We start from the raw sequence: 24687 nt of genomic DNA, 5'->3' as shown, positions 1-24687 counted from the left end.
CGTTATGAGCAAGCAATTTGCCCTCAGTAGCTTGTGTGCACTCAGTATGACGCTGATGACAGCCCAGGCAGCCGAACCCCCAACATCATTAGATAAACCGGAAGGGCGCCTGGATATTATTGCCTGGCCGGGTTATATCGAACGTGGACAAACCGATAAACAATATGACTGGGTTTCACAGTTTGAGAAGGAAACCGGTTGTGCCGTCAATGTTAAAACAGCGGCCACATCAGACGAAATGGTGAGCCTGATGGCGAAAGGCGGCTATGACCTGGTGACGGCGTCTGGCGATGCGTCACTGCGCCTGATTATGGGCAAACGTGTCCAGCCTATAAATCCTGCGCTTATCCCAAACTGGAAAATTATCGATCCGCGTGTGGTTAAAGGGGAATGGTTTAACGTCGGGGGGAAAGTTTACGGCACTCCGTATCAATGGGGCCCCAACTTGCTGATGTATAACACCAAAATTTTCCCAACACCGCCAGATAGTTGGAACGTGGTGTTCGTCGAGCAAAAACTTGAGGACGGAAAAAGCAATAAAGGGCGAGTCCAGGCGTACGATGGCCCGATCTATATCGCCGATGCGGCGCTGTTCGTCAAAGCCACTCAGCCGCAGTTGGGTATCACCGATCCCTATCAGCTCACCGAGAAACAGTATCAGGCGGTCATCAAAGTCCTGAGCGATCAGCACGCACTGATCCATCGCTACTGGCATGACACCACTGTACAAATGAGTGACTTTAAAAACGAAGGTGTGGTGGCATCAAGCGCCTGGCCTTATCAGGCTAACGCCCTGAAAGCAGAAGGCCAGCCAATCGCCACGGTTTTCCCGAAAGAGGGCGTCACCGGTTGGGCTGACACCACCATGCTGCATAGCGAAGCAAAACATCCTGTTTGTGCTTACAAATGGATGAACTGGTCCTTAACCCCGAAAGTTCAGGGCGATGTCGCTGCCTGGTTTGGTTCTCTGCCGGTAGTCCCTGAAGGTTGTAAAGCCAGCCCGCTGCTGGGTGAAAAAGGCTGTGAAACCAACGGCTATAGCTATTTCGACAAAATTGCTTTCTGGAAAACGCCAATCGCAGAAGGTGGAAAATTCGTTCCTTACAGTCGCTGGACGCAGGATTACATCGCCATTATGGGCGGTCGTTAATTCCGCTGGGGGTTTTATGACGTACGCAGTGGAGTTTCATAATGTCTCGCGTCTGTACGGGGATGTTCGTGCAGTTGATGGGGTAAGTATTGCAATTAATGATGGTGAGTTTTTCTCTATGCTGGGGCCATCCGGCTCCGGCAAAACGACCTGTCTGCGCATGATTGCAGGGTTTGAACAGCTTTCGGGCGGTTCAATTAAAATTTTTGGTAAGCAAGCCAGTGAATTACCGCCCTGGGAACGGGACGTCAATACGGTGTTTCAGGATTACGCACTATTCCCGCATATGTCGATTCTCGACAACGTGGCTTATGGGCTGATGGTGAAAGGCATTGATAAAAAGCAGCGGCATGCCAGGGCGCGAGAAGCGTTAGATAAGGTTGCGCTCGGCTTTGTCCATGAGCGCAAGCCATCACAACTCTCTGGTGGACAGCGTCAGCGTGTAGCGATTGCCCGTGCGTTGGTCAATGAGCCTCGCGTTTTACTGTTGGATGAGCCACTCGGTGCGTTGGATCTCAAGCTACGTGAACAGATGCAGTTGGAGCTGAAAAAACTCCAGCAGTCTCTCGGCATCACCTTTATCTTTGTCACCCACGATCAGGGTGAGGCGCTGTCGATGTCCGATCGTGTAGCGGTATTTAACAATGGTCGTATCGAGCAGGTGGATTCACCACGCGAACTCTACATGCGTCCGCGTACGCCGTTTGTGGCGAGTTTTGTGGGGACGTCAAACGTCTTTGACGAAGCGATGTCGGCAAACGTCTGTGGGTTACAGGGGATGTTCTCGCTGCGCCCGGAACACATTCGGTTAAATGATATGGCGGGCGAGGTTCAGGCTCGGGGTGTCATTCAGGCGGTGCAGTACCAGGGGGCGGCGACGCGTTTTGAGCTGAAACTTGCGGGCGGTGAAAAATTGCTGGTGAGCCAGGCGAACCTGACGGGAGAAATGCTGCCGTCGACGCTGTCGCCGGGTCAGCAGGTGATGGCATCGTGGTCACGCGATGTCATGGTTCCGCTTATAGAGGAGAGGTGAATGGCTATGAACGTCATACATTCGCCCGCACAGCCGACAAAGCTGAACCGTATCTCGGGGTTCTTCTGGCGTAATCCAGGGCTTGGGTTGTTTTTGCTGCTGCTCGGGCCGTTGATGTGGTTTGGCATCGTCTACTTTGGATCGTTGCTGACGCTGTTGTGGCAAGGTTTTTACACCTTCGACGATTTCACCATGTCGGTGACGCCAGACCTGACGCTGGCGAATCTGCAGGCGCTGTTTAATCCGGCCAATTACGACATCATTGTACGAACGTTGACAATGGCAGTGGCGGTGACGATTGCCAGCGCCATTCTGGCGTTCCCGATGGCATGGTATATGGCGCGCTATACCAGTGGCAAAATGAAAGCCTTTTTTTACATTGCCGTCATGCTGCCGATGTGGGCGAGCTATATCGTCAAAGCCTATGCGTGGACGCTGTTGTTAGCGAAAGACGGCGTGGCGCAGTGGTTTTTAACCCATCTCGGGCTGGAGCCACTGTTGACCGCTTTCCTCACTTTGCCTGCTGTCGGCGGTAATACGCTGTCAACATCGGGATTAGGGCGCTTTTTGGTTTTTGTCTACATCTGGCTTCCCTTTATGATCCTGCCGGTTCAGGCTGCTCTGGAACGGCTTCCACCCTCGCTTTTGCAGGCATCGGCTGATTTGGGCGCGCGCCCTCGTCAAACCTTCCGCTATGTGGTTTTCCCACTGGCAATACCCGGTATAGCCGCTGGTTCTATCTTTACGTTCTCACTGACGCTGGGTGACTTTATTGTGCCGCAACTGGTGGGACCGCCGGGATATTTCATCGGCAACATGGTGTATTCGCAACAAGGGGCTATCGGCAATATGCCAATGGCGGCGGCATTCACTCTGGTGCCCATTGTCTTAATTGCACTGTATCTGGCGTTCGTGAAGCGTCTGGGAGCTTTCGATGCACTCTGAACGCGCACCCTGGTTACTCAAACTGGCAGCATGGGGAGGGGTTCTTTTTCTGCACTTTCCCATCCTCATCATTGGCACCTATGCTTTTAATACAGAGGAGGCTGCTTTTAGTTTTCCGCCGCAGGGACTGACACTGCGTTGGTTTAGCGTGGCGGCGCAGCGTAGCGATATTCTTGAATCAGTGACGTTGTCACTTAAAATCGCTGCGTTGTCGACAGCAATCGCTCTGGTACTGGGTACGCTGGCGGCGGCTGCGCTATGGCGCAGGGATTTTTTCGGTAAAAGCGCAATATCGCTGTTGCTGCTGTTGCCGATTGCGCTGCCGGGCATTATTACCGGCCTGGCACTGCTGACGGCATTTAAGACCATCAACCTGGAGCCGGGTTTTCTCACGATCGTGGTGGGCCATGCGACGTTTTGCGTGGTGGTTGTCTTTAACAACGTCGTGGCGCGTTTTCGCCGCACCTCATGGAGTCTGGTTGAAGCGTCTATGGATCTTGGCGCCAACGGCTGGCAAACCTTTCGTTATGTCGTGCTGCCCAATCTGGCATCAGCACTGCTGGCGGGCGGTATGCTGGCGTTTGCCTTGTCGTTTGATGAAATCATCGTGACAACGTTCACCGCCGGACATGAAAGAACACTTCCTCTGTGGCTGCTCAATCAACTGGGCCGTCCACGGGATGTGCCTGTTACCAACGTTGTGGCATTGCTGGTAATGCTGGTAACAACACTGCCAATTTTAGGGGCCTGGTGGCTAACGCGTGAAGGCGACACCGTCGCCGGAAACGGTAAATAAACGACGATATGGGAAATTGCTATGCAACATCAATTACTGATTAACGGTGAGCTGGTCAGCGGTGAAGGTGAAAAGCAACCAGTTTATAACCCTGCCACTGGTGAACTTATTCTGGAAATTGCTGAGGCGTCAGCCATGCAGGTTGATGCCGCAGTGCGCGCGGCAGACAACGCGTTTGCCGCCTGGGGCCAAACCACGCCGAAAGTGCGTTCGGAGCTGTTGTTAAAGCTGGCGGATACCATTGCAGATAATGCACAGACCTTCGCGGAGCTGGAATCGCTCAACTGCGGTAAACCGCTACATTGTGTGCTTAATGATGAAATTCCGGCCATCGTGGATGTTTTCCGTTTCTTTGCGGGGGCAGCGCGCACCCTGCAAGGACAGGCCGCCGGGGAGTATCTGGAAGGGCATACTTCCATGATTCGTCGCGATCCGCTGGGTGTGGTGGCTTCCATCGCGCCCTGGAACTATCCGCTCATGATGGCGGCATGGAAGCTGGCTCCTGCGCTGGCCGCCGGCAACTGTGTGGTGATTAAACCTTCAGAAATTACCCCGCTGACGGCGCTTAAACTGGCGGAATATGCGAAAGATATTTACCCGGCAGGCGTGATTAACGTCCTGTTTGGCCGGGGTAAAACGGTGGGCGATCCGCTGACTGGCCATGAAAAAGTCCGTATGGTTTCACTGACCGGCTCAATTGTGACCGGAGAACATATTATCCAGCATACTGCGCCTTCGATTAAACGCACGCATATGGAACTGGGCGGAAAAGCCCCGGTGATTATTTTTGATGATGCCGACCTTGATGCGGTGGTCAGTGGTGTACGGACCTTTGGGTACTACAACGCTGGACAGGATTGCACTGCGGCGTGTCGAATCTACGCGCAAAAAGGCATCTATGATGCGTTGGTCGAAAAACTCGGCGCCGCCGTTGCCAGCCTGAAAATTGGCGCACCGAATGATGAAACGACAGAACTGGGACCGTTAAGCTCACAGGCGCATCTTGACAGGGTAGCTAAAGCGGTCGATGACGCGAAAGCGCTCGGACACATCAAGGTCATCACCGGCGGCAAAAAAGTGGAGGGTTCTGGCTACTATTTTGCGCCAACGTTGCTGGCGGGCGCGAAACAGGAAGATGCTATTGTGCAGCGTGAGGTCTTTGGTCCGGTGGTCAGTGTTACCGTCTTTGATGATGAAGATCAGGTCCTGGCGTGGGCCAATGATTCGAAGTATGGACTGGCATCGTCAGTCTGGACGCGGGATGTTGGTCGCGCGCACCGACTGAGCGCCCGCCTGCAGTATGGCTGTACCTGGGTCAACACCCACTTCACGCTGGTGAGTGAAATGCCGCATGGGGGACAAAAACAATCAGGCTATGGCAAGGATATGTCGGTCTACGGACTGGAAGATTACACGGTGATTCGCCATGTCATGATCAAGCATGAGTAATATCTTAAACCGCTGACGGTAAAAGGGGCACGGATAGCTAAATATCGTCAAACGTGTCTCTATACTATGCGCGCCACTGGCCTCGTCGCCATCGGACGGCGGTAAGTTGGAAATATCCGCGAGGTCAGGCTAATTTGCACATAATCAGGCCCCGGCACAATGTCGGGGCCTGAATATTTAGGTGAGTGTTCTAACGACGGCACAGGCTACATAGCCAGGCGATGAACGCACAGACAGTCAGAACCAGTCCCAGTTGCTGCACGATACCCGCTAACCCTAACATCATTCCCAATAACAGGTAGTAGCATAATCCGAACAGAGCCCCCGCGGCCCCGGCCTGTTCACGATAGTGATGCAGAGCCTGACTCAGCACATTGGGGATCGCAATGCCATAGGCAACAACAACCCCAACCACAGGCAGCAGAATCCAGACTGAATGCTGTAGCCACCATGCTGCGAGACCAGACAGCAGAGCTAAAGCACAGGCATGGCGCACCAGATATTCCGATGACAAACCGATCATTAACAGCTTGCGATTCAGCAGGCTGCCTGAGAGTGACGCGAGGGCAAGCAAGAATCCCGTCCATCCAAATGCTCTGGAACTCCATCCTAACTGTCCGAAAAGAAACGGGGCCAGGCTGTAATAGCTGAATAGCATGGTATTCAACAGTGCAACCAGCATGGCATTTTTCCACAGTGTACTGTCCCTGACCATGCGGGAGACCAGTCCCGTTAATTGCGGTCGGCGCGTCGTCTCCGGCCGTGTTTCCGGCAATAAGGCTGCGGTTAGCATTAGCAACAGTATCGCCAGCAATACCAGCGCAGTAAAAACGCCCGTATGACCGTATAGACTGACTAACCAACCTCCGCTCACCAGACCAAAAACCGGGCTGATTGCCAGTGCTGCGCCCATAATGGAAAAAATGCGGGACAGTGTTGTTGATTCATAACTGTCCCTCAACATAGTCTGCACCACCACAGACCCGGCGGCCGCGCCAATGGCTGATACCATACGGGCCAGCAGCAAGATGCTGAAATCAGTGGCAATAACCGCCATTACGGAGCCTGTCCCGTAACAGAGGAGTCCAGCCATCATTGCCCTGCGCCGTCCAATGCAGTCGCTAAGCCAGCCCCACAGTGCAACCCCCACGGCAAAGGCGACAAAATAAACGGAAAGTGTTTGAGCAGCACGTTCACTGCTTATTTGAAAAAACGTGGCGATATTTGGCAATGCCGGGCTGTAAATGGTTTCCACCAGTTGTGGAAACATAATCAGTAATGTGAGAAGCCATAAGGGCGGTCGATGAGTCATATTCATAGCAATATCCAGAGAAACAAAAAACTTGGGGGGATTATTGCTGAATAGAAAATGTCTAATTACCATTATCAGGACTTTATATATCAAATATCGGACAGATGATGAAAATTGCGCCTGATGATGTCTTCGACCCGGATGGTTTTAAGGAAACAGTCGTCGGTATTGCCTCTGATATGGGCGTACATGATTCAGGTCGGCACAGTCATCTTCGCCATCAGTTACTCTTTTCGGCGGCGGGGTGCATCACCATTGAACTGGAAAATACCCTGTGTCTTCTTCCGCCTCGCCGTGCGGTCTGGATCCCCGCGGGTACGGTTCACCGGGCCATCATGCGAGGGGTGATGGCTTATCGGTCATTATATTTTTCAACCATTCTGCCGACGTTATCCGCCTTGCCCCTACAGGTTGTCGAAGTGAACCCGCTCTTTTTTGAAGTCATAGAACGGATGGCATTCTGGCCCTGGCAGATGACAGAAACGCAGCAGGCCAGCCTCATCACTGTTTTTTGTGAAGAAATCAAGGCCGCACGTCGTGAAAACTGGACGTTGCCGTTTCCCTCAGATATCCGGCTGAATCTGTGGCTGGAAGGGGTTCGAATGGGGGCGTTACCGCCCCGACTGAATCAGTTGTCCCGCCAGGTCGGTGCTTGCGAACGAACAATCAGCCGCATCTTTATCAGGGATACCGGGATGAACTATCAGACCTGGCGGCAGCAATTCAGGTTGTTAAAAGCGATGGAGATGTTGGCGGAGGGGGACTCAATCAGCCAGGTGGCGCAACAGCTGGAATTTGTTAGCGACAGTGCTTTCATCGTGTTTTTTCGGCAGCTAACAGGTACAACACCGACCCGCTATCACGGGGGAATAATGCCGCAGAAGGATTAGGGGTATTACATATTAAGGATAATTTACCGGGCAGTGGCGGAGTGGGAAGATCGTTTACTAATGGCAGAGAGAAGATTTTCTCTCTGCCAGCAGGCGCTGCAATTCATCAAAAAGAGTCACATCAAGCAAACCAGCCGAACCTTACGGATATCAGGCTGAAAAGTCCTACAGCAGCAAATATATTTATCAGCACCACAGTCTTACTGGAAACATTCATTTTTGCCACCTTTCGTTTTAACCCCTTTGGGTATAGTACGGCTTATAACTATCCGCAATAGTACGAAATCTGAACATATTGAAAGTGGGCTGTTATTTAGGCGGTTTTCTTAAATAAATGAATAAAACTTGATGTGGGTCATAAAAGAGAGCATATTGCGCGCGATTTTCCCTTCTGGCCTGGATGCCCTAAATGTCTCTGTACCAAAAAATGTTGATTTTTTATGCGGTGATGGCCGCTATTGCGGCAATCATCACCTGGTTTCTGTCGCGTGATAAAAAACGTATTCGCTTTCTGAGCGCGGTATTAGTCGGGGCGACATGGCCGATGAGCTTTCCTGTCGCACTCCTGTTTTCTCTTTTCTGATGGCGCGGTCAATGCCGTATCAGGGGGTTAGCAGAGCGACTAAGCGCAGTCTGTCGTCTTTGGTTACGTCCAGAGGATGCTGGTATCCCACGTTTTCATTTGCACGAGTGTACAAAGCAACCAGCCAGTCGTAAACGTGTCGGCTTGCACCGTGCTGCGGCTGCTCATCCAACTGAGTCAGGCGCGACATCGGTTGTTGTACTGGCGCACTGAAAATAGCCGCGCCCTTGAGGACTCTGCTGGCAGGGCGTTGATCCTCTGCAACGTTGGCGTAGCCAAGCCAGGTAATAAAATCACCGATATCGGCGTGTAACTGCGCCCCGCAGACATTCTCTCGCTGCATAATCTGCTGAAGCCGCTGAGGCATCTCGAGCCGATAGCTGGTAGTGATAAGAATATCGGCTACCTGCCTAAGCGTTCGCGGATCAAGCCGCAATCGGCGCGCATTATTGTCATCACGACACCACTGACGCACATGGTTGATCCACATTTTGTGCGCTTGATACCCGGTCTCTTTGCTTTCGGATGAGTGCAATGGCTCCCGGATATCGGCAAACAGGTCAATCTCTTCATTAAAGAGTCCACTGACTTGTTCTTCGCGTGGCTGCTGGATACGCAGCAACGACTCAAAGCAGCGCATCGGTGGTAGTAACCCCTCCAGAAGTTCACCATGCTTTGCTGCCTGGGCCTGAAGCTGGCGGATCACTGTCTCGCTGGAGTCTGGCACGCTTTCGCTGTCGTTAAGCCAACTCATCAGCGTTTCCCGAACATGCTGTTGATGCTGTTCATGCAGGGACGTTAGCCGAGACTGGCGTTGTTGCGCTGATGTCGCCTGCGACAACCATTCAGCAAGGCGCAACAAGCTGTGTTTATCCAGTGCCTGCAATGTCCCCCAGCGCAACCCGGGCTTGCCCATTAATTGCTGCACGGCCTCATCAAGGTTTTGCTGTGTGCTAAAACGAGCATCTTGTGGCGTAATGGCCCACACAACCCCCGGTAATGCCGCATCATGTACGGGTTGGGTATCGTTGGCCCAGCTCATTAATTTGCGCGTGATGGCCGGTGTCTGCGAGCGTGAAGACACTGCGTTGCAGATCAGCAGGACATCGGGTTGCAGATGCTGGCGGTAATGTTCCAGCATCCAGCCTAATTTGGCCCGCCACAGCGGGTTGGGGTGAGCATCAGGTGCGAGGGGGATATCGAGCAGGTCGACGTTTTCCAAAACTGAGTCTTCAACAGTCAGCACCAGTTCACGCGTCAGCAGTGCCAGCGATTCCAGCGACAGACTGACCGCGTTAAGCAACTGATGGTTTTCAACAGGATGAACCACCACATCGCTTTGCGCGTCGTTCCCGGTTAATGCGACCTGGGTCAGGAAGCTTTCGGCAGGCAAGCCAAAATGATCGACCAGCAAACTCAGCGGTGCGGCTAGCTCGTGTGCCTGTCCGGTTTGTTGCAAAGTGTGCGCTAATGCCAGCCATTGCTGCGTTAACTCTGGTTGTTCTCCCCACAACAGCGCCCAGGCGTGAGCGCGGGTGGTCAGATCCAGTGCCGGCAGCAACGTAGCAAACTGATGCCATAGCGCATCATCAATTTGCTGCTGGTTCGCAGGAACGCAAGAGCGCCAGAAACGGCCGATGGCGGCTACGTCATCTGCCGTGACGCCCTGAACCGGATGACGCTGACGCAGCGTTTGCCATTTTTCTAACCGGGCTTCAATAATCGATTTTTCAACCTGGCGGCTGTCAGGCATTGCGCAAAACTGTGTGATAAACAGCTGTACCAGTTCCGCTTCACTCAGTAAGCGCAGACGCAGAGGCCACTCGCTATCAACGGGATTGTCTTCACGCGTAAAGCGGATCGCCATGTTGGTCGGCGCATGGCCCGGATTGATATGCGAAAAGTAATCAAAGCTGCGATCCGGTGTAGCAATATTCAATTTCCCACTGGTGTTGCTGCACAGTGCGGACAACAGATGTGCTTTTGCTGGCTGTGAATGACCGTACAGACCCACACAGCCACGTGATGAGAACGCCGTGTTCAGCGCAGACTCAGTAACCGCGGCGATGGTGAGCTGAGCAAGCAGAGAATCCGCTTCATCATCAAGACGCGCTGCACGCTGGCGTGTGTCATTCACCCATTCGATGGCGGCATGTGCTGTGTTAAACATCTTACTCATTTCAGGTACACACTCCCGCTATCAATCCAGTAATGGCTGCCGCTATGGCGACGATCTGCCAGTGTATTCAGTTTTAACGTTAGGGCATTGGCAGCAACGGGCGTGCCATCCTGTAGCCAGGCATCACTGAGAACGAAAAATTCCGGTCCCGTCTCTTTGCTGCCGCCGCGCAGTTGCAGCCGTACATTTAGTACACCGTCACCGGCAATTGTTTTTGCCAGCTCAGCAGAATTGATGCTCAGTGTATACAGCGGAGTGGCTGGCCAGCGGCTGTTTGCTAACTGGCGAAAGCCCAGTGTCACGTTACCGCGCAGCGGGAAGTGCAAACGGGTATCCAGTTTTGCTCCAGGTTTATCCAGATCGATGTCGTGATACCAGATATTTTCATCGCGCAATGTATTGACCGTATTATCCAGTACACCGAGGTAGCGGACCGTCGAGTACGCGCCGATATCCGCAGCTTTAAAGTTAAAGCGCGGCAGGCGTAAATCCAGCGCCAGGCTACACAGCATCGCGCCAACGGCAGCGGTAGATTTTGGATTGCCGATACGCCCTTGCTGGCTGAACGGATACCACTCATGTACGCGATAGCTGTCCATCCAGATCATGCGGTTGACCGGAACGGGTTGCAGATGGCGGATTAGCGCCTGAACTCCCGGCAAACAGGCGGGTCTGCCAGTGACTAACAAAATATCGCAACGATAGTGGGAAATCGCTTCACAAACGGCGTGCAGAGGGGATGTCAGGGTAAATTGCCCTGCCAGCAGCGCTTCTTGCAACTGTCTGAACTGCACCTGCAACGGAACGCTCAGCACATCAAAAGCCGGTGAACCAGACGGTAATGCATGATCGATAGCCTGTTGGATATAGTTCATCACATTGCGCGTTGGACGCTGTGAAAGCAGTTCGCCAAAGGTGGCGTGCAACCCCGCTACGGGATCGTTAATATCGCTTTGCTCCCAGGCACTTAGCACCGCATGACCCAGTGGCATAAAGAGTTGTAATGCGGTTTGTTGTCGCAAAATAGCCTGAGTATCGATTCTCCCGGAATCACCAAACAGTGTGGCTAGCAGGGCGGCGGCATCGGTCACGCCAGCCTGTTGTAAGCGGGTTTGCAGGGCGGGCAGTATGCAGCGTTGTATGACATCCAACAACATGTCATCCCCAGCGACTTTGAAGCCTTCACGAAACAGCAAATGCGGGGTGATTTTGACATTCGCCCCAACGCCGTCATCCAGTTGATAATGGACCACGGCCATATCCGTCGTACCGCCGCCAATATCGATGGAGGCGACGCGCAGCGCACGACCTTTAACTTCACCGGGTTCTGGCTGGCGGTCCGGACGGGCGAGGGCGTTGAAGAACGATTCTGTGTGCCCGTCATAGTGTGAAATCGCTTCGTTATACAGCCAAACCAACTGCCCGCAGCTGGCCTCATCCCACTCCATTTGGATCTCAGGTACGGGAACGACGCTTTTTTCTTGCTGTTTGCGGGTGGTAAAGTCTTCGTCCTGCGGGTGCCAGCCCATTGCTTTCCAGACCAGCGCAATGGCTTCAAACATACGCAGACGGAAGATCTCACGTTCCTGTTTTGGCATGGCTGACGGCAGCGTGAGGATCAGCGTACGCAATTGGCGTGGAGAGGCCGGGAAACCGAGACGCAGCCGTGTCGCTACGCTGTTAATTTGTCCCAGCGCCTGGGCCAGAATCTCGCACAACATATGTGTCATCAGCGTGCTGCGGCTGTATTGTGGTGAGAACACTGGCAGCCGGTCATCTTGCGGCAGGCTGAACAGCGGCTGACCGTCATCGTTCATCAGATTCATCAGCGGGAAGGCGGTAGCCAGCGGCTCGCGCTGCGTTTTACTGTTCATCTGGCTAAAGCGCCAGTCGTGTAAAACGGGGGTTTCATCCCATAAGTACCGACGTGGGCTGGAGATCCCACTGCTGCCTTCCGTTCCCATTCGCTGCATCGCCAGCTTACGGGCTTCATCCCCAACGCGGACAATCGACGGCCAGATAAATGCATCATCGCGACCGCTCTCAACGGAGAAATGTTGCTTTCCAAAGCGCGCCTCGGAAAACTCCAGTCGGCTGGTGAACAGGGGATCGTTGAGGAACTGTGGTTCGCTTAATGAACGCACCTGTAATTCGGCCGTCTGACGCAAACCGTCATTGGCATCGCCATGATCTTCAATCAACACGCCGCAGGTATGGGTATTGCCAATATCCAGAATCAGATCGACAGGAATCGCGGGTGTGCTGAGCGTATGGGTCACCAGCTTCACTTCCGGGACGGAAAGTTGTTCGCCTAGCAGGGTCAACAAATTCAGCCAGTGCGCCTGGTATTCAAAGTTTCGTAGCGCTTGTTGGATCTCCTGCTCTGAACGGTTTTCTTGCTGCGTGACGTGCTGCAAAAAGGACTCGCGTAGCCAGCCATCAATCCACGTCTGGTCGAGGAAATCTGCGATCTCATTATCGTGCCAGGCCAGCGCAAATCGCGTGCCATTCAGCAGATCGTTCTCATTGGGCGTCAATGCTGCCGGGGCTTCAGTCAACTGACTGTCCAGCGCCACCGTGACACGGTGAGTATTGCCGGCACTGTCCGGTTGTGCGAGTTTTCGCACCTGCACGCGCGCCCAGTTATCCGGGCCTTCAACAAATGTGCGGGGCGGGTTAAAACGCAGGAACGGCAGCGGCAACCAGACACCGTCAAGAACGTCCAGAGAATAATGCAGCGTCTGCGTGCTTTCCGGTTTCACTACTTCGGGTTGACCACCGGTATTGCCCGGCAGGGTATAGCGTCCCGACGCCAGATCGAAATCCAGACGCAGAAGGGGACCGTTTGCCGTTTTACGCACAAAACGACCGTGGTGCGCAGATTCCTGTGGTGTCAGCCCAAAATCCAGAAATTGCACACCGCTATTGGCGATGAGCGTTACGCTCTGTTTGTAATCACACAGATTCACCAACATAAAATCAGGCACCTATCTTTTTGATCGTCAAAGGGATATCCGCGTGTTCGTCATAACGCGCGGTACAAGCTGCGACGTCGTTTGTCCCTGCTTTACAGGTGATTTCGGGCATGGGGTATCGCGAACCGTCCGTGCAACGGGCATTCCCGCGACTCTTAATCATTAATTCGCCCGATTGATGCAAACCAGAGAAAATCTCGGCGCGACAAACGATATTGTCGCCATGCACCACGCGCGCAGTGCCTTTATTGGCCTGAATTTGATAACGCAGCGACGGGGCCTTACCACTGACCGGATCTTTTATATCGACCAGCACACGCCAGTTGCCGTTAAGAAAACGTGTTGTACCAGCCTTCATCTGGTTGGCATCCATTACCAACGCATCTTTCGGGATGGCGGCAATTACCACTGGTCCTTCTACGGGCTTCTCTTTTTTCACCGGCGGAATAACTTCAGCCCGATGCAGCGGCAGCGAAGGTGTCAGCTCTGGCAGGGGTTTACTGTCACCCTTTGCAACGTCAATGGGGACAACCGCAGGTGCGGGAGATTCTGCGTGCTGTTTCCACAATAGCGGCCCTGCAATGGCGGCAATCACTGCCGCAGCGACGGGCAGGCCCCATAGCGGTAGGCGACGTGTGGGCTTACGCTGAACTGGCGGCGGCGCGATCTCTGGCTCACTCACGATGACCGGGGGGGAGGGTTCGGGATCCGCGGGTTTCGGTAGCTCAATAGCCGTTGTCAGCAGCGGGGTATCGGCCTCGGCGAAAGTGATTTCCGCCGGGATTTCTTCGGCTTCCGGCTCCGGTTCAGGTGCCACTACAACTGGCGGAACATCGGTATGACGCAGGCAATCGAGTACATCGTCACGGGTGTTTTCATTTAGATTGACGAAGCCCCAGAACGTAATGACGGGTTTGCCATCAACCAGGAACACGTGGTTCTCACCTGGAAACTGGATGGCTTTGTCGAGTAGTGAACCAAACAGTTGCAGGGAAGTTTTACCTGATTGCAGGCTTTTTCGACTCAGGGCCGCGGCATTCTCCAGCGTACTGGACAGATAGCGCAGAGCCCGAAAACGCGCATCTTCATCAGCGGCTTTCCACGCGACAGCCTTTCCTTCAATCGGGGAGTACCAGTCCACCCGATCGCCACTGTCGTTAACTTGTGGGATTGCCAGACAATCCGCCATCGCCTGTTGTTTACGCAGACGAAGCGTTTCACGAATTTGTAGTGCTGAATCAAACACGGCCTGACCACCGCCACCCACGGCCTGATAGTCATCCAAATTGCCGCTGCGCAAGAGAGTTTTTGCCACGTAATTGCCCCTTAGACTTCTTCACACATCTACTTTACGGGGAATAAAAGTAAGCAAACGTCGGAAGAGAGGCAAAAAGGGGCGAATTTTCATGGCATAGAGTATCGGGAAAAATCTTGACGTTTTGAAAAAGACTTAAGGTAAATTATTTCGCCTGCGATGATGAATTAATCAGCGAAAACCACCAGATTAGAATAACCTGATAGAGATTTGTTATTAGTGCGTCTTTGCCAGCTATGCTCTGATAGACGAGTAAATAATAAAAGAAGAAGGCTTATAACCATGATTGCAAGGAAAACGCTGCTCGCGCTGGCACTTAGCGCCGTCTTACCAACAGGCGCTGCCTATGCCGCCAGTACTGATACCATTGTTTACTGTTCTGAAGCATCGCCGGAATCATTTAACCCCCAAATTGCCAGTTCAGGTCCGTCGTTTGTCGCCAGTTCACAGGTGTTGTACAACCGATTGATCAACTTCGATCCGGTCAAAAATACCCCGGTTCCGTCTCTGGCAACGGAGTGGACAATTTCCCCCGACGGCAAGACCTACACATTTACCCTGCGTCAGGGCGTGAAGTTCAATAGTAATAAGTTCTTTAAACCTACCCGTGATTTCAATGCCGATGACGTCGTTTTCTCGGTATTACGCCAGAAAGATGCTGATCATCCGTACCATAAGGTTTCACAGGGTAGCTATGAATATTTCAACGATGTTGGCCTGGACAAACTGATTAAAGAGGTTAAGAAGGTTGATGATTATCATGTTCAGTTTGTCCTGAACGAGCCCAACGCCGCATTTCTTGCTGACTGGGGGATGGATTTTGCCTCTATTCTTTCGGCAGAATATGCCGATGAGATGCTGAAAAAAGGCACGCCGGAAAACGTCGATAACTGGCCGATTGGTACCGGGCCTTATGTCTTGCAACAGTACAAGCAGGATTCACAAATCCGCTATCTGGCAAACCCGAACTACTGGGATGGTGCGGTGCCAACGAAACATCTGATTTTCTCCATCACACCAAACGTACAGACGCGACTGGCGAAACTGCAAACCAACGAATGCCAGATTATTCCCGCGCCAGCACCGGTGCAGTTTGATGAAATCAAAAAGAACAAGGATCTGACGCTGCATTCGGTCGAAGCGTTGAATGTCGGTTATCTGGCGTTTAATACGGAGAAAAAACCGTTTGATAACGTACTGGTGCGCCAGGCGCTGAACTATGCGACAGATAAAAAAGCCATTATTAACGCGGTCTTTTTAGGTTCCGGCACGGTGGCGAAATCGCCAATCCCGCCGAACATGATGGGCTTCAATAAAGGCCTGAAAGATTATGATTACGACCCACAGAAAGCGAAAGAACTGCTGAAGAAAGCAGGGCTGGAAAACGGTTTTGAAGCGACATTGTGGTCTATGCCAGTGCAGCGACCCTATAACCCGAACTCTCGTCGTATTGCTGAGATGATTCAAAGCGACTGGGCAAAAGTCGGTGTGAAAGCGAAAATCGTCTCCTGGGAATGGGGGGAATATCTTTCCGGGATGCGCAAAGGCGAGCACGATACTGCGTTGTTTGGCTGGATGTCAGATAACGGTGACCCGGATAACTTTGCTGATGTTCTGCTGGGTTGCGACAGCATTAAAACCGGATCAAACGCCGCGCGCTGGTGTGATAAAGAGTATAATTCACTGGTTCAAAAGGCGAAACTGGTGAGCAAACCGCAAGAGCGCGCCGCGCTTTACCAGCAGTCGCAGGAAATTTTCTATCAGCAGGCTCCGTGGATTGCGCTGGCGAATGGCAAAACTTTCTATGCCACACGCAGTAACGTCAGCGGATACAGCGTTAGCCTGATGGGCAGTGATTTTTCAAAAGCGAAATTAAATTAATACGTTAAGGAGGGAGTATGTCGCATCTGGATGAGGTCAGCGCACGTGTTGATGCTGCCATTGAAGACAGCGTCATTACGCATATGAATGAATTGCTGATTGAACTGAGCGATGATGTTGCGCTGAGCCGGGAAGATCGTTACACCCAGCAACAACGTTTGCGTACAGCAATCGCACATCATGGGCGGCAACATAAAGAAGATATGGAAGCGCGTCGTGAGCAACTGACCAAAGGCGGCTCTATTCTTTGATATTTCCTTGCCGGATGGCGGTGTTCACACCTTATCCGGCGTTCCGTAGGCCTGATAAGCGAAACGCTATCAGGCAATTAAAATGAGCGCCTCGCCACCAGCCAGGCGCCCACTACCAGCAATATCGCACCGCATACCGGACCCACCAGCGCGCGAAGCGGTACACCCTGGTTACGCAGAATATCCAGCACCAGACCGCCAATAAGCTGGCTGGCGACCAGCACCGCGATGGTGGTGGCGGCACCTACGTTTTGGTATCCGCTGATACTGGCAAAAACAAAGAACGATCCCAGTAAACCCGGGATCAATGTCCACCAGCGCACGCTGGAAACCAGTTCGCCAAACCCCGCCGCACCTTGTTTAAACCACAGTATGCTGACAAACAGGACGATCCCGACCAGTGAGTTAAGCAGCATAGCAATAAGGATTGTCGAAGACGTCTGGGTAATGCGCACCATCAACGTGTTTTGCACCACCAGACCAATACCTGCGGCAATCAGAAACGAGAGGGTCAGCGTCTGATTCATCCACGCGCATCCGGTTCGCTGCGGTCATCTAACTGCAGCTGCATAAAAGTCAGATCCAGCCAACGACCAAATTTAGTCCCGACCTGGGGCATCTGCGCGGTAATATTGAAGCCCAGCGTGCTATGCAGGTGGAGCGATGCCTGATTTTGCGACTCAACTCCTGCCACCATGACATGCTTGCCACACGCGCGCGCTTCTTCAATGAGTCTGCTGAGCAGCTTGCGCCCCAGCCCTTTTCCCTGATGTTCCGGGTGCACGTACACTGAATGTTCGACGGTATGACGGAAACCATCAAAGTTGCGCCAGTCGCCAAAAGAGGCGTACCCCGTAACGACACCATTCTCTTCACTTACCAGCACCGGATACCCCAGCAGTTGACGAGCTTCATACCAGGAGATGCGGTTTTCGGCATCGACCGTTTGATCGTTCCAGATAGCGGCCGTATGCAGTACGGCGTGATTGTAGATTTCTGCGATGGCGGCGCAGTCGTCTTTGCTGGCAAATCGAATTGACATGTTGAACCTCAGGGGTTGTTCACTATAGTATTACAATATGAATACTATTGAAGACAGCATAAATCAACGGATCAGTGCAAGAATTCGCATTGAGCGGGAATCTCGCGGTTGGTCGCTGACGGAACTTGCCGAACGTGCAGGGGTGTCGCGGGCGATGATCCATAAAATAGAACGCGGAGAGAGCAGTCCAACGGCGACGCTACTGGGACGGCTTTCCGGTGCGTTTGGTATCAGCATGTCCACGCTGATTGCCCGGGCCGAAATGCAGGAGGGTAAACTGCTGCGTTTTGCCGATCAGCCGGTCTGGCACGATCCGCAAAGTCACTATTTGCGCCGCCACGTTTCTCCGCGCAGCGATCTGCCTATCGATCTGGTGCAAATCGAATTACCGGCGGGCAGTGATATCCCGATGCCCGCCTCTTCCTACGTGCAGGCCCGACAGCTTCTCTGGTTGCAGCAGGGAGAATTGGTGTTTGTGGAAGGTGATACACGCCACGAAATGAAAGCCGGGGATTGCCTGGAGCTGGGGCCGCCAAACGACTGTCGGTTTATCAATGAAACCGCACAGTCCTGCGTTTATCTGGTCGTGCGGTTAAACCATGCTGGCAATTAATGTGAAAGCATCACAGAGATAGCGCGTCTACTATTGATGGATTCATGCCAAAAGCAGAGGAGAACATCAATGGGTCAACAAATGCAACGCAATCGTCGCTGGGTTCTGGCGTCACGCCCGCATGGCGCACCGGTGCCCGGTAACTTCCGTCTTGAAGAAGAGGCCATCGCGACGCCCGGTGACGGAGAGGTACTACTGCGTAACGTCTACCTCTCACTCGATCCCTATATGCGTGGACGTATGAGCGACGAGCCGTCTTATTCGCCTCCGGTTGAGATTGGTGCCGTGATGGTGGGTGGCACGGTCAGTCGGGTCGTGGCATCGAATCATTCGGATTTTAAACCCGGTGAATGGGTGCTGAGCTATAGCGGCTGGCAGGACTTCGCCATCTCTAATGGTTCTGATTTGGTAAAGTTAGGCGATCACCCTGAGCATCCTTCCTGGGCGCTTGGTCTGCTGGGGATGCCGGGTTTTACGGCGTATATGGGGCTGCTGGATATTGGCCAGCCCAAAGCCGGTGAGACACTGGTTGTTGCTGCGGCAACCGGACCTGTTGGCGCAACCGTGGGCCAGATCGGCAAGCTGAAGGGCTGTCGGGTCGTTGGTGTGGCAGGTGGGGCTGAGAAATGCCGCCATGCTACCGACGTGTTGGGCTTTGATATTTGTCTCGATCACCATGCCCCCGATTTCGCACGCCAACTGGCACAAGCCTGTCCGCAGGGTATCGATATCTATTATGAAAACGTCGGCGGCAAAGTTTTTGACGCCGTTTTGCCGTTACTTAACACCTCCGCGCGTATTCCGCTGTGTGGCCTGGTGAGCGGTTATAACGCCACATCACTGCCGGCGGGCCCAGACCGTTTACCGCTGCTTATGGCCACGTTACTGAAAAAACGTATCCGCTTGCAGGGCTTTATCATTGGTCAGGATTATGGTCACCGCATTCATGAATTTCAGCGAGAAATGGGGCGCTGGGTTCAGGAAGGCAAGATCCACTATCGTGAGCAAGTCACTGAGGGGCTGGAAAATGCACCGGAGACCTTTATTGGTCTGCTGACCGGTAAAAACTTTGGCAAGGTCGTGATTCGTCTTGCTGAAGAGTGATACGAAGGGGTTAAAGGCGGTAACAGCCTGATGGCACTTCGCTTATCTGGCCTACACAGTACTCAAATGTAGGCCGGATTTGGCGTCAACGCCGCCATTCGGCACGGGGTATAGAGTCAATCTGTTGTAACATTGATTTCGCCGCAAGCGAGTATTCATGGAGAAAATAAGAAGGTTTTCACCGAAAGTGAATAAACACTCCACTTTGCGATAAATAATGATTACTATTCTCATTCCTAAAAAGGCAAAACCATGATTTTGCTCATTGAAGCTATGTGAAGCAGTAACAACTGAATTTATCAAAGGGAGTCGTCATGTCTTTACGTCATCTGTTTTCACCGCGCCTGCGTGGTTCTTTACTGTTAGGTTCACTGCTCGTTGCATCATCATTTAGCACACAGGCTGCGGAAGAACTGCTGCGCAAAGGCGTAGGTAAAGGTGCCTACGAAATGGCGTATAGCCAGCAGGAAAACGCACTGTGGCTGGCCACCTCGCAGAGTCGTAAGCTGGATAAAGGTGGGATAGTTTACCGTCTTGATCCGGTGACGCTTGAAGTGACTCAGGTTATTCATAACGATCTCAAACCGTTTGGCGCGACCATCAATAACGCGACGCAAACGCTGTGGTTTGGTAATACCGTGAATAGCGCGGTGACGGCGATTGATGCGAAAACCGGTGAGGTGAAAGGGCGCCTGGTACTGGATGCGCGTAAACGTTCTGAAGACGTCCGTCCGCTGCAGCCTCGTGAGCTGGTCGCCGATGACGCCACCAACACGGTATACATCAGCGGAATTGGTAAGGATAGCGTGATTTGGGTCGTGGACGGTGAGACTGTCAAACTTCAGGACACTATTCCAAATACCGGTAAAATGAGCACTGCACTGGCCGTCGACAGCAAGGCTAAACGCCTGTATACCGCCAATGCCGATGGCGAATTCATTACCATTGATACCGCCACCAACAAAATTCTTAGCCGCAAAAAACTGCTGGACGATGGCAAAGAGCACTTCTTCATTAACCTGAGCCTGGATACGGCCGGTCATCGTGCGTTTGTCACTGACTCCAAAGCGGCGGAAGTGCTGGTTATCGATACCCGTAACGGCAATGTGCTGGCAAAAGTTGCCGCACCGGAATCTCTGGCCGTACTGTTCAATCCGACACGCAATGAAGCCTATGTAACCCACCGTCAGGCCGGTAAAGTCAGCGTGATCGACGCGAAAAGCTATAAAGTGGTTAAAACCTTCGATACCCCGACGTTCCCAAACAGCCTGGCGCTCTCTGCCGATGGCAAAACCCTGTACGTGAGTGTGAAACAGAAATCCACACGCGAACAGGAAGCGACTCAACCGGACGATGTTATTCGTATCGCCCTGTAATTCTTCGGAGGGGGCAACCCCTCCTGTCATTTCTCTATACGCCACGATACGCCTCGTTACACCCCATCGGTAGCCTGACAAACTTCAGCGACTTACACTACGCCCTCAACGGCTAACTGAATAACACAGGAATACCATGAAAAAGCCATTAATCTGTCTTTGTGCGGGCGTAATGCTGTTTACGCTGGCTGGCTGTACCACCGATTACGTCATGACGACGAAAAGCGGACAAACTATTACCACCCAGGGCAAACCAAAACTGGATAAAGATACGGGAATGACCAGCTATACCGATCAGGATGGGAATGCGCGGGAAATTAACAGCAATGATGTTGCTCAGCTAATTGAAGCAAACTAAGTCGCTCAAATGGGTAGGTCAGAAATCTGACCTACCTTAAAGCGTTACGGCGCGGTACGGTGGATTTCCGCGACGCGTTTACGTACACCAAACCAGCCAGCGACCAGCAGAATGGCAATCAGCGGTAATGAGGCGATAGTGTAGGTCCCATTCGGATAGTCAAACGCCATCAGCACCAGCACAGCCAGTAAAAAAAACAGTGTTAGCCAGGACGTAAACGGCGCACCAGGCAGTTTGAAGTGAACGTCTGCCGCTTTGCCATCTTTAATGGCCCGACGCAGACGCATCTGGCACACCATAATGAATGCCCACGATGCAATGATGCCCAGTGAGGCAAAGTTAAGCACGATCTCGAACACCTGCGAGGGCACCAGGTAGTTGAGAAAAACCCCGACGACGTACACGACAAGCGTGGCAAGTATCCCGGCATAAGGTACGTGTTGACGGCTCATTTTGGCCATAAATTTTGGCGCGGAACCGCCCATCGACATTGAGCGCAAAATACGACCAGTGCAGTACAACCCCGAGTTGAGGCTGGAAAGCGCAGCGGTAAGCACCACGATATTCATAATACTGCCAATATAGGGAACGCCGAGTTTGGAAAAGAAGGTAACAAACGGGCTTTGACCTGCCTGATAGGCATTCCACGGCAGCAGCATGACCAGCAACACCACTGAACCCACATAGAACAGGCCAATTCGCCAGATAACGCTGTTAATCGCTTTTGGCACCATCGTCTGCGGATCTTTGCACTCACCAGCTGCTGTGCCTACCAGTTCAATGGAGGCAAATGCAAAGACGACACCCTGGACCAGTACCAGCGCTGGCAGCAGGCCATGCGGGAAAAAACCACCATTATCGGTGATCAAATGAAAGCCCGTGGCGTTACCATCCAGCGGTTTTCCCGTGCCCAAAAAAACAGTCCCGACGACCAGGAAGATAACGATAGCCAGCACTTTGACCAGTGCAAACCAGAACTCCATCTCTGCAAACCACTTTACGCCGATCATGTTCATGGTGCCGACAATGGCCAACGCGCCGAGGGCAAACACCCATTGCGGTACATCACCAAATGCGCCCCAGTAGTGCATATACAAGGCTACGGCCGTGATATCCACGATTCCGGTCATCGCCCAGTTGATGAAGTACATCCAGCCAGCTACATAGGCTGCTTTCTCACCTAAAAATTCGCGGGCATAAGAGACAAAGCTGCCGCTGGAAGGGCGGTGTAAAACCAGTTCACCGAGTGCCCGCAGAATGAAGAATGAAAAAATACCGCAGACCAGATAGACCAGTGCTAAAGCGGGTCCGGCCATTTGTAAACGTGCGCCAGCCCCTAAAAATAACCCGGTACCAATAGCACCGCCAATGGCGATCATTTGTACCTGCCGGTTACCCATCGCTTTGTGATACCCCTCTTCGTGAGCATTCAACCAGCGTCGTTTCGCCGCGTGTTGTTCCGCGGCTTGCGTGTTGTGTGTGTTCATTACGTTTCCTGTTAACCTGACTAATTTACAAAATCCTTTTTGCCGCAGCAGTTGCGGCGAAAACAGCGTTACCCTTCATTGTGTTACCGCGGGAAAACTGTCGGCCGAGCATCCTACATTCAATTGATAAGTGACGCAAAGCCTGGACACAGGGGAAGTGTTTTTTTTCTGCGGCCTGAATTGACGGGATGTGGACTCGATTCAGTAAAAATAGAGGCGGTGGGCGATGTGAAAGAAGGCGCTCATCCTGATCGTCAGCAGAATGAGCGCTGTTTGCCTTACGCCGACACGCCAAAGACCTGTACGGCCTGTTGCAATCGCGATGAGCGCTGCGTTAAATCGGCAGTCGCGTCAGTGACACGCTCCACCATCTCGGCATTATTGTGTGTCATGGTACCGACACGCGAAATGGAATCATTAATCAGATCCAGCGCCTGAGTTTGCTCCCGCGTTGCCAGACTAATGTCTTTAATCATCATCGACATCTGTAACACATCGCTGATCATCCCAGTGAGATGCGTCTCCGTCTGTTCAACCATTTTTACGCCGGTATTGACGTTAGCGACGTTCTTCTCAATAAGCTGTTTGATCTCTTTTGCCGCTGATGCAGAGTGTTGCGCAAGATTGCGCACCTCCGCGGCCACGACGGCAAAACCGCGCCCGGATTCTCCGGCACGTGCCGCCTCAACAGCCGCGTTGAGCGCCAGAATATTTGTCTGGAAGGCGATGCTATCAATTACGCCAATGATGTCGACAATCTGACCATTATCACGAGAGATCGCCTGCATCATGGCGATAGTTTGTTTCATAATATCGCCGCCTTCAGCGGCATTGGTGCTGGTTTTATCGGCCATCGTCATGGTGTGAGCGGCCGTTTCTGCAGTTTGCTGCACTGCACTGCCAATTTCTTCGATGGCGGCAGCGGTTTGCTGAAGGTCTGCGGATGTTTCTTCAGAACGTGTATGTAACGCGATACCTTCTTTTGAAACGCGTTGGCTGATGGCCCGAATTCCGGATATTTGCGTACTGACATCATCAACCAGTGAATTTAGATTAAGTCCGGATTGATTAACCAGTCGCATTAACATGCCAATTTCATCTACACGATTTAAATGGCAGTTATCGGGTTTTCGTCCGGATACGACTTTCTTCATTTGAGTCAATAGTGTATTAACTGGCTGACAAATTTGGCACTTAAGGTAAATGGCGAATAACAGAAATAACGCCAGTAAACCGCCGGATTGAATAAAGTGATTTACGGGGGTGAAGATTAATAACAAAGAGAGCAGGGCAACGACTCCCAAAGCATAATTGACGCGTTGACTAATGCTCAACCATTTAAACATTGAAGTCCATGCCAATATGCCACGGCGAATGATAATACCCTTAAAAAGACGGAATCCGCTAAGTTGTTGATTATTTATTTTTTCATACAGCTGCGCACTCTGAGATATTTCGTCTCGCGAAGGAACAGTACGCACTGAGATGTAGCCCGTTAACTTTTCATTGTGCCAAACGGGCGTGACGTTGGCGCGTACCCAGTAGTGGTCGCCGTTTTGACGCCGGTTTTTCACCATTCCCGTCCAACTGTCACCCTGCTGCAACGTGTACCACATGTCAGCAAACGCGGCTGGCGGCATATCCGGATGGCGAATAATATTATGCGGTTCACCCATTAATTGACTTTCGTTAAAACCACTGGCATCGATAAACGCGGAGTTTGCATAGGTAATATGACTCTCTTTATCTGTCGTCGATAGCAGCGTCGCTTTACCGTTAAGTGTGTGCTCAATTTGTGTAACGGGCATGTTACTTTTCATAAAGGCCCCATGATGGTATGTATAATTCATACAAAGATCCCCGTAATAATGCCAGGGGATATTAAAAAGCTGTTTTAAACCATTTTAATAAGAAACGCTGCATTCTCTACTAATCATCAGTTCTGTGA

At 52.3% G+C, this 24687-nt stretch carries 22 protein-coding genes; 13 read left to right on the top strand and 9 right to left on the bottom strand.

Features of this window, described 5'->3' with window-relative positions; genetic code table 11:
• Window positions 1-4: 4 nt before the first annotated feature.
• The 5 genes from ydcS to patD are packed head-to-tail and all read left to right on the top strand — an operon-like array spanning window position 5 to window position 5373.
• The gene (ydcS, locus tag NNN64_RS12975) at window positions 5-1150 is read left to right on the top strand and encodes a putative ABC transporter substrate-binding protein YdcS (RefSeq protein ID WP_271441634.1); all 1146 of its coding nucleotides are present in this window, start codon (window positions 5-7) and stop codon (window positions 1148-1150) included.
• Window positions 1151-1166: 16 nt separating this feature from the next.
• A complete protein-coding gene (locus tag NNN64_RS12970; protein ID WP_137381810.1) occupies window positions 1167-2183 on the top strand; it encodes an ABC transporter ATP-binding protein in 1017 nt (338 codons plus the stop codon).
• Window positions 2184-3128, top strand: coding sequence for an ABC transporter permease (locus tag NNN64_RS12965; protein ID WP_005126750.1), 945 nt, complete (start codon window positions 2184-2186; stop codon window positions 3126-3128).
• Window positions 3118-3924, top strand: a complete 807-nt coding sequence (locus NNN64_RS12960; RefSeq protein WP_005126751.1) for an ABC transporter permease — start codon at window positions 3118-3120, stop codon at window positions 3922-3924. Before NNN64_RS12965 ends, NNN64_RS12960 begins: the two co-directional genes overlap by 11 nt.
• 21 nt (window positions 3925-3945) lie before the next feature.
• Entirely contained in the window at window positions 3946-5373 is a 1428-nt protein-coding gene (patD, locus tag NNN64_RS12955) for an aminobutyraldehyde dehydrogenase (protein WP_271441633.1), read from the top strand.
• 190 nt (window positions 5374-5563) lie between these two features.
• Here patD and NNN64_RS12950 read toward each other — a convergent pair whose 3' ends face one another.
• On the bottom strand, window positions 5564-6691 hold the full coding sequence (locus NNN64_RS12950; protein WP_271441632.1) for a multidrug effflux MFS transporter: 1128 nt from the start codon (window positions 6689-6691) through the stop codon (window positions 5564-5566).
• 101 nt (window positions 6692-6792) lie between these two features.
• Here NNN64_RS12950 and NNN64_RS12945 point away from each other — a divergent pair, with 101 nt between their 5' ends.
• Window positions 6793-7575 (top strand): AraC family transcriptional regulator, encoded by a 783-nt coding sequence (locus NNN64_RS12945; protein ID WP_271441631.1) that lies wholly within the window; start codon window positions 6793-6795, stop codon window positions 7573-7575.
• A 121-nt stretch (window positions 7576-7696) separates the two neighbouring features.
• Here NNN64_RS12945 and yncL read toward each other — a convergent pair whose 3' ends face one another.
• Window positions 7697-7792 (bottom strand): stress response membrane protein YncL, encoded by a 96-nt coding sequence (yncL, locus tag NNN64_RS12940; protein WP_071828932.1) that lies wholly within the window; start codon window positions 7790-7792, stop codon window positions 7697-7699.
• A gap of 192 nt (window positions 7793-7984) precedes the next feature.
• Between yncL and NNN64_RS12935 the strand changes: the two genes are divergently transcribed.
• The gene (locus NNN64_RS12935) at window positions 7985-8158 is read left to right on the top strand and encodes a GhoT/OrtT family toxin (RefSeq protein ID WP_137381813.1); all 174 of its coding nucleotides are present in this window, start codon (window positions 7985-7987) and stop codon (window positions 8156-8158) included.
• A gap of 19 nt (window positions 8159-8177) precedes the next feature.
• Here the strand turns inward: NNN64_RS12935 and NNN64_RS12930 are convergent, their stop codons facing one another.
• The 3 genes from NNN64_RS12930 to NNN64_RS12920 are packed head-to-tail and all read right to left on the bottom strand — an operon-like array spanning window position 8178 to window position 14627.
• Window positions 8178-10337 carry a virulence factor SrfC family protein gene (locus tag NNN64_RS12930; protein WP_271441630.1) on the bottom strand — a complete coding sequence of 720 codons (2160 nt, stop codon included), beginning with the start codon at window positions 10335-10337 and terminating at the stop codon, window positions 8178-8180.
• Window positions 10334-13312, bottom strand: coding sequence for a virulence factor SrfB (locus NNN64_RS12925; protein WP_048212586.1), 2979 nt, complete (start codon window positions 13310-13312; stop codon window positions 10334-10336). Before NNN64_RS12925 ends, NNN64_RS12930 begins: the two co-directional genes overlap by 4 nt.
• A 4-nt stretch (window positions 13313-13316) precedes the next feature.
• Window positions 13317-14627 carry an SrfA family protein gene (locus tag NNN64_RS12920; RefSeq protein WP_271441629.1) on the bottom strand — a complete coding sequence of 437 codons (1311 nt, stop codon included), beginning with the start codon at window positions 14625-14627 and terminating at the stop codon, window positions 13317-13319.
• 282 nt (window positions 14628-14909) lie between these two features.
• On the opposite strand from NNN64_RS12920, the gene NNN64_RS12915 reads away from it, so the two are divergent.
• Together NNN64_RS12915 and NNN64_RS12910 are read left to right on the top strand one after the other, a co-directional pair.
• A complete protein-coding gene (locus NNN64_RS12915) occupies window positions 14910-16508 on the top strand; it encodes an ABC transporter substrate-binding protein (protein ID WP_271441628.1) in 1599 nt (532 codons plus the stop codon).
• 17 nt (window positions 16509-16525) lie between these two features.
• Window positions 16526-16759, top strand: coding sequence for a YdcY family protein (locus NNN64_RS12910; RefSeq protein ID WP_005126760.1), 234 nt, complete (start codon window positions 16526-16528; stop codon window positions 16757-16759).
• Between the two features lie 77 nt (window positions 16760-16836).
• Here NNN64_RS12910 and NNN64_RS12905 read toward each other — a convergent pair whose 3' ends face one another.
• Together NNN64_RS12905 and NNN64_RS12900 are read right to left on the bottom strand one after the other, a co-directional pair.
• Window positions 16837-17286, bottom strand: a complete 450-nt coding sequence (locus NNN64_RS12905) for a DMT family transporter (RefSeq protein ID WP_271441627.1) — start codon at window positions 17284-17286, stop codon at window positions 16837-16839.
• The gene (locus NNN64_RS12900) at window positions 17283-17801 is read right to left on the bottom strand and encodes a GNAT family N-acetyltransferase (protein WP_271441626.1); all 519 of its coding nucleotides are present in this window, start codon (window positions 17799-17801) and stop codon (window positions 17283-17285) included. Before NNN64_RS12900 ends, NNN64_RS12905 begins: the two co-directional genes overlap by 4 nt.
• A 37-nt stretch (window positions 17802-17838) precedes the next feature.
• Between NNN64_RS12900 and NNN64_RS12895 the strand changes: the two genes are divergently transcribed.
• The 4 genes from NNN64_RS12895 to NNN64_RS12880 all read left to right on the top strand — a co-directional run bounded on the left by NNN64_RS12895 (window position 17839) and on the right by NNN64_RS12880 (window position 21252).
• The gene (locus NNN64_RS12895; RefSeq protein WP_048211614.1) at window positions 17839-18414 is read left to right on the top strand and encodes a helix-turn-helix domain-containing protein; all 576 of its coding nucleotides are present in this window, start codon (window positions 17839-17841) and stop codon (window positions 18412-18414) included.
• Between the two features lie 69 nt (window positions 18415-18483).
• On the top strand, window positions 18484-19518 hold the full coding sequence (locus tag NNN64_RS12890; RefSeq protein ID WP_271441625.1) for an NADP-dependent oxidoreductase: 1035 nt from the start codon (window positions 18484-18486) through the stop codon (window positions 19516-19518).
• 314 nt (window positions 19519-19832) lie between these two features.
• Window positions 19833-20894 carry a 7-bladed beta-propeller protein YncE gene (yncE, locus tag NNN64_RS12885; RefSeq protein WP_271441624.1) on the top strand — a complete coding sequence of 354 codons (1062 nt, stop codon included), beginning with the start codon at window positions 19833-19835 and terminating at the stop codon, window positions 20892-20894.
• A gap of 136 nt (window positions 20895-21030) precedes the next feature.
• Entirely contained in the window at window positions 21031-21252 is a 222-nt protein-coding gene (locus NNN64_RS12880; RefSeq protein ID WP_043016274.1) for a YgdI/YgdR family lipoprotein, read from the top strand.
• 44 nt (window positions 21253-21296) lie between these two features.
• Here the strand turns inward: NNN64_RS12880 and ansP are convergent, their stop codons facing one another.
• Window positions 21297-22739, bottom strand: a complete 1443-nt coding sequence (gene ansP, locus NNN64_RS12875) for an L-asparagine permease (protein WP_271441623.1) — start codon at window positions 22737-22739, stop codon at window positions 21297-21299.
• A gap of 278 nt (window positions 22740-23017) precedes the next feature.
• On the bottom strand, window positions 23018-24559 hold the full coding sequence (locus tag NNN64_RS12870) for a methyl-accepting chemotaxis protein (RefSeq protein WP_271441622.1): 1542 nt from the start codon (window positions 24557-24559) through the stop codon (window positions 23018-23020).
• Window positions 24560-24687 lie beyond the last annotated feature (128 nt).

It is taken from the genome of Citrobacter sp. Igbk 14 (assembly GCF_028069825.1).
Taxonomy (GTDB): domain Bacteria; phylum Pseudomonadota; class Gammaproteobacteria; order Enterobacterales; family Enterobacteriaceae; genus Citrobacter.
Note: the sequence above shows the minus strand (reverse complement) of the source record. Positions and strands in the feature narration are given on the sequence as shown.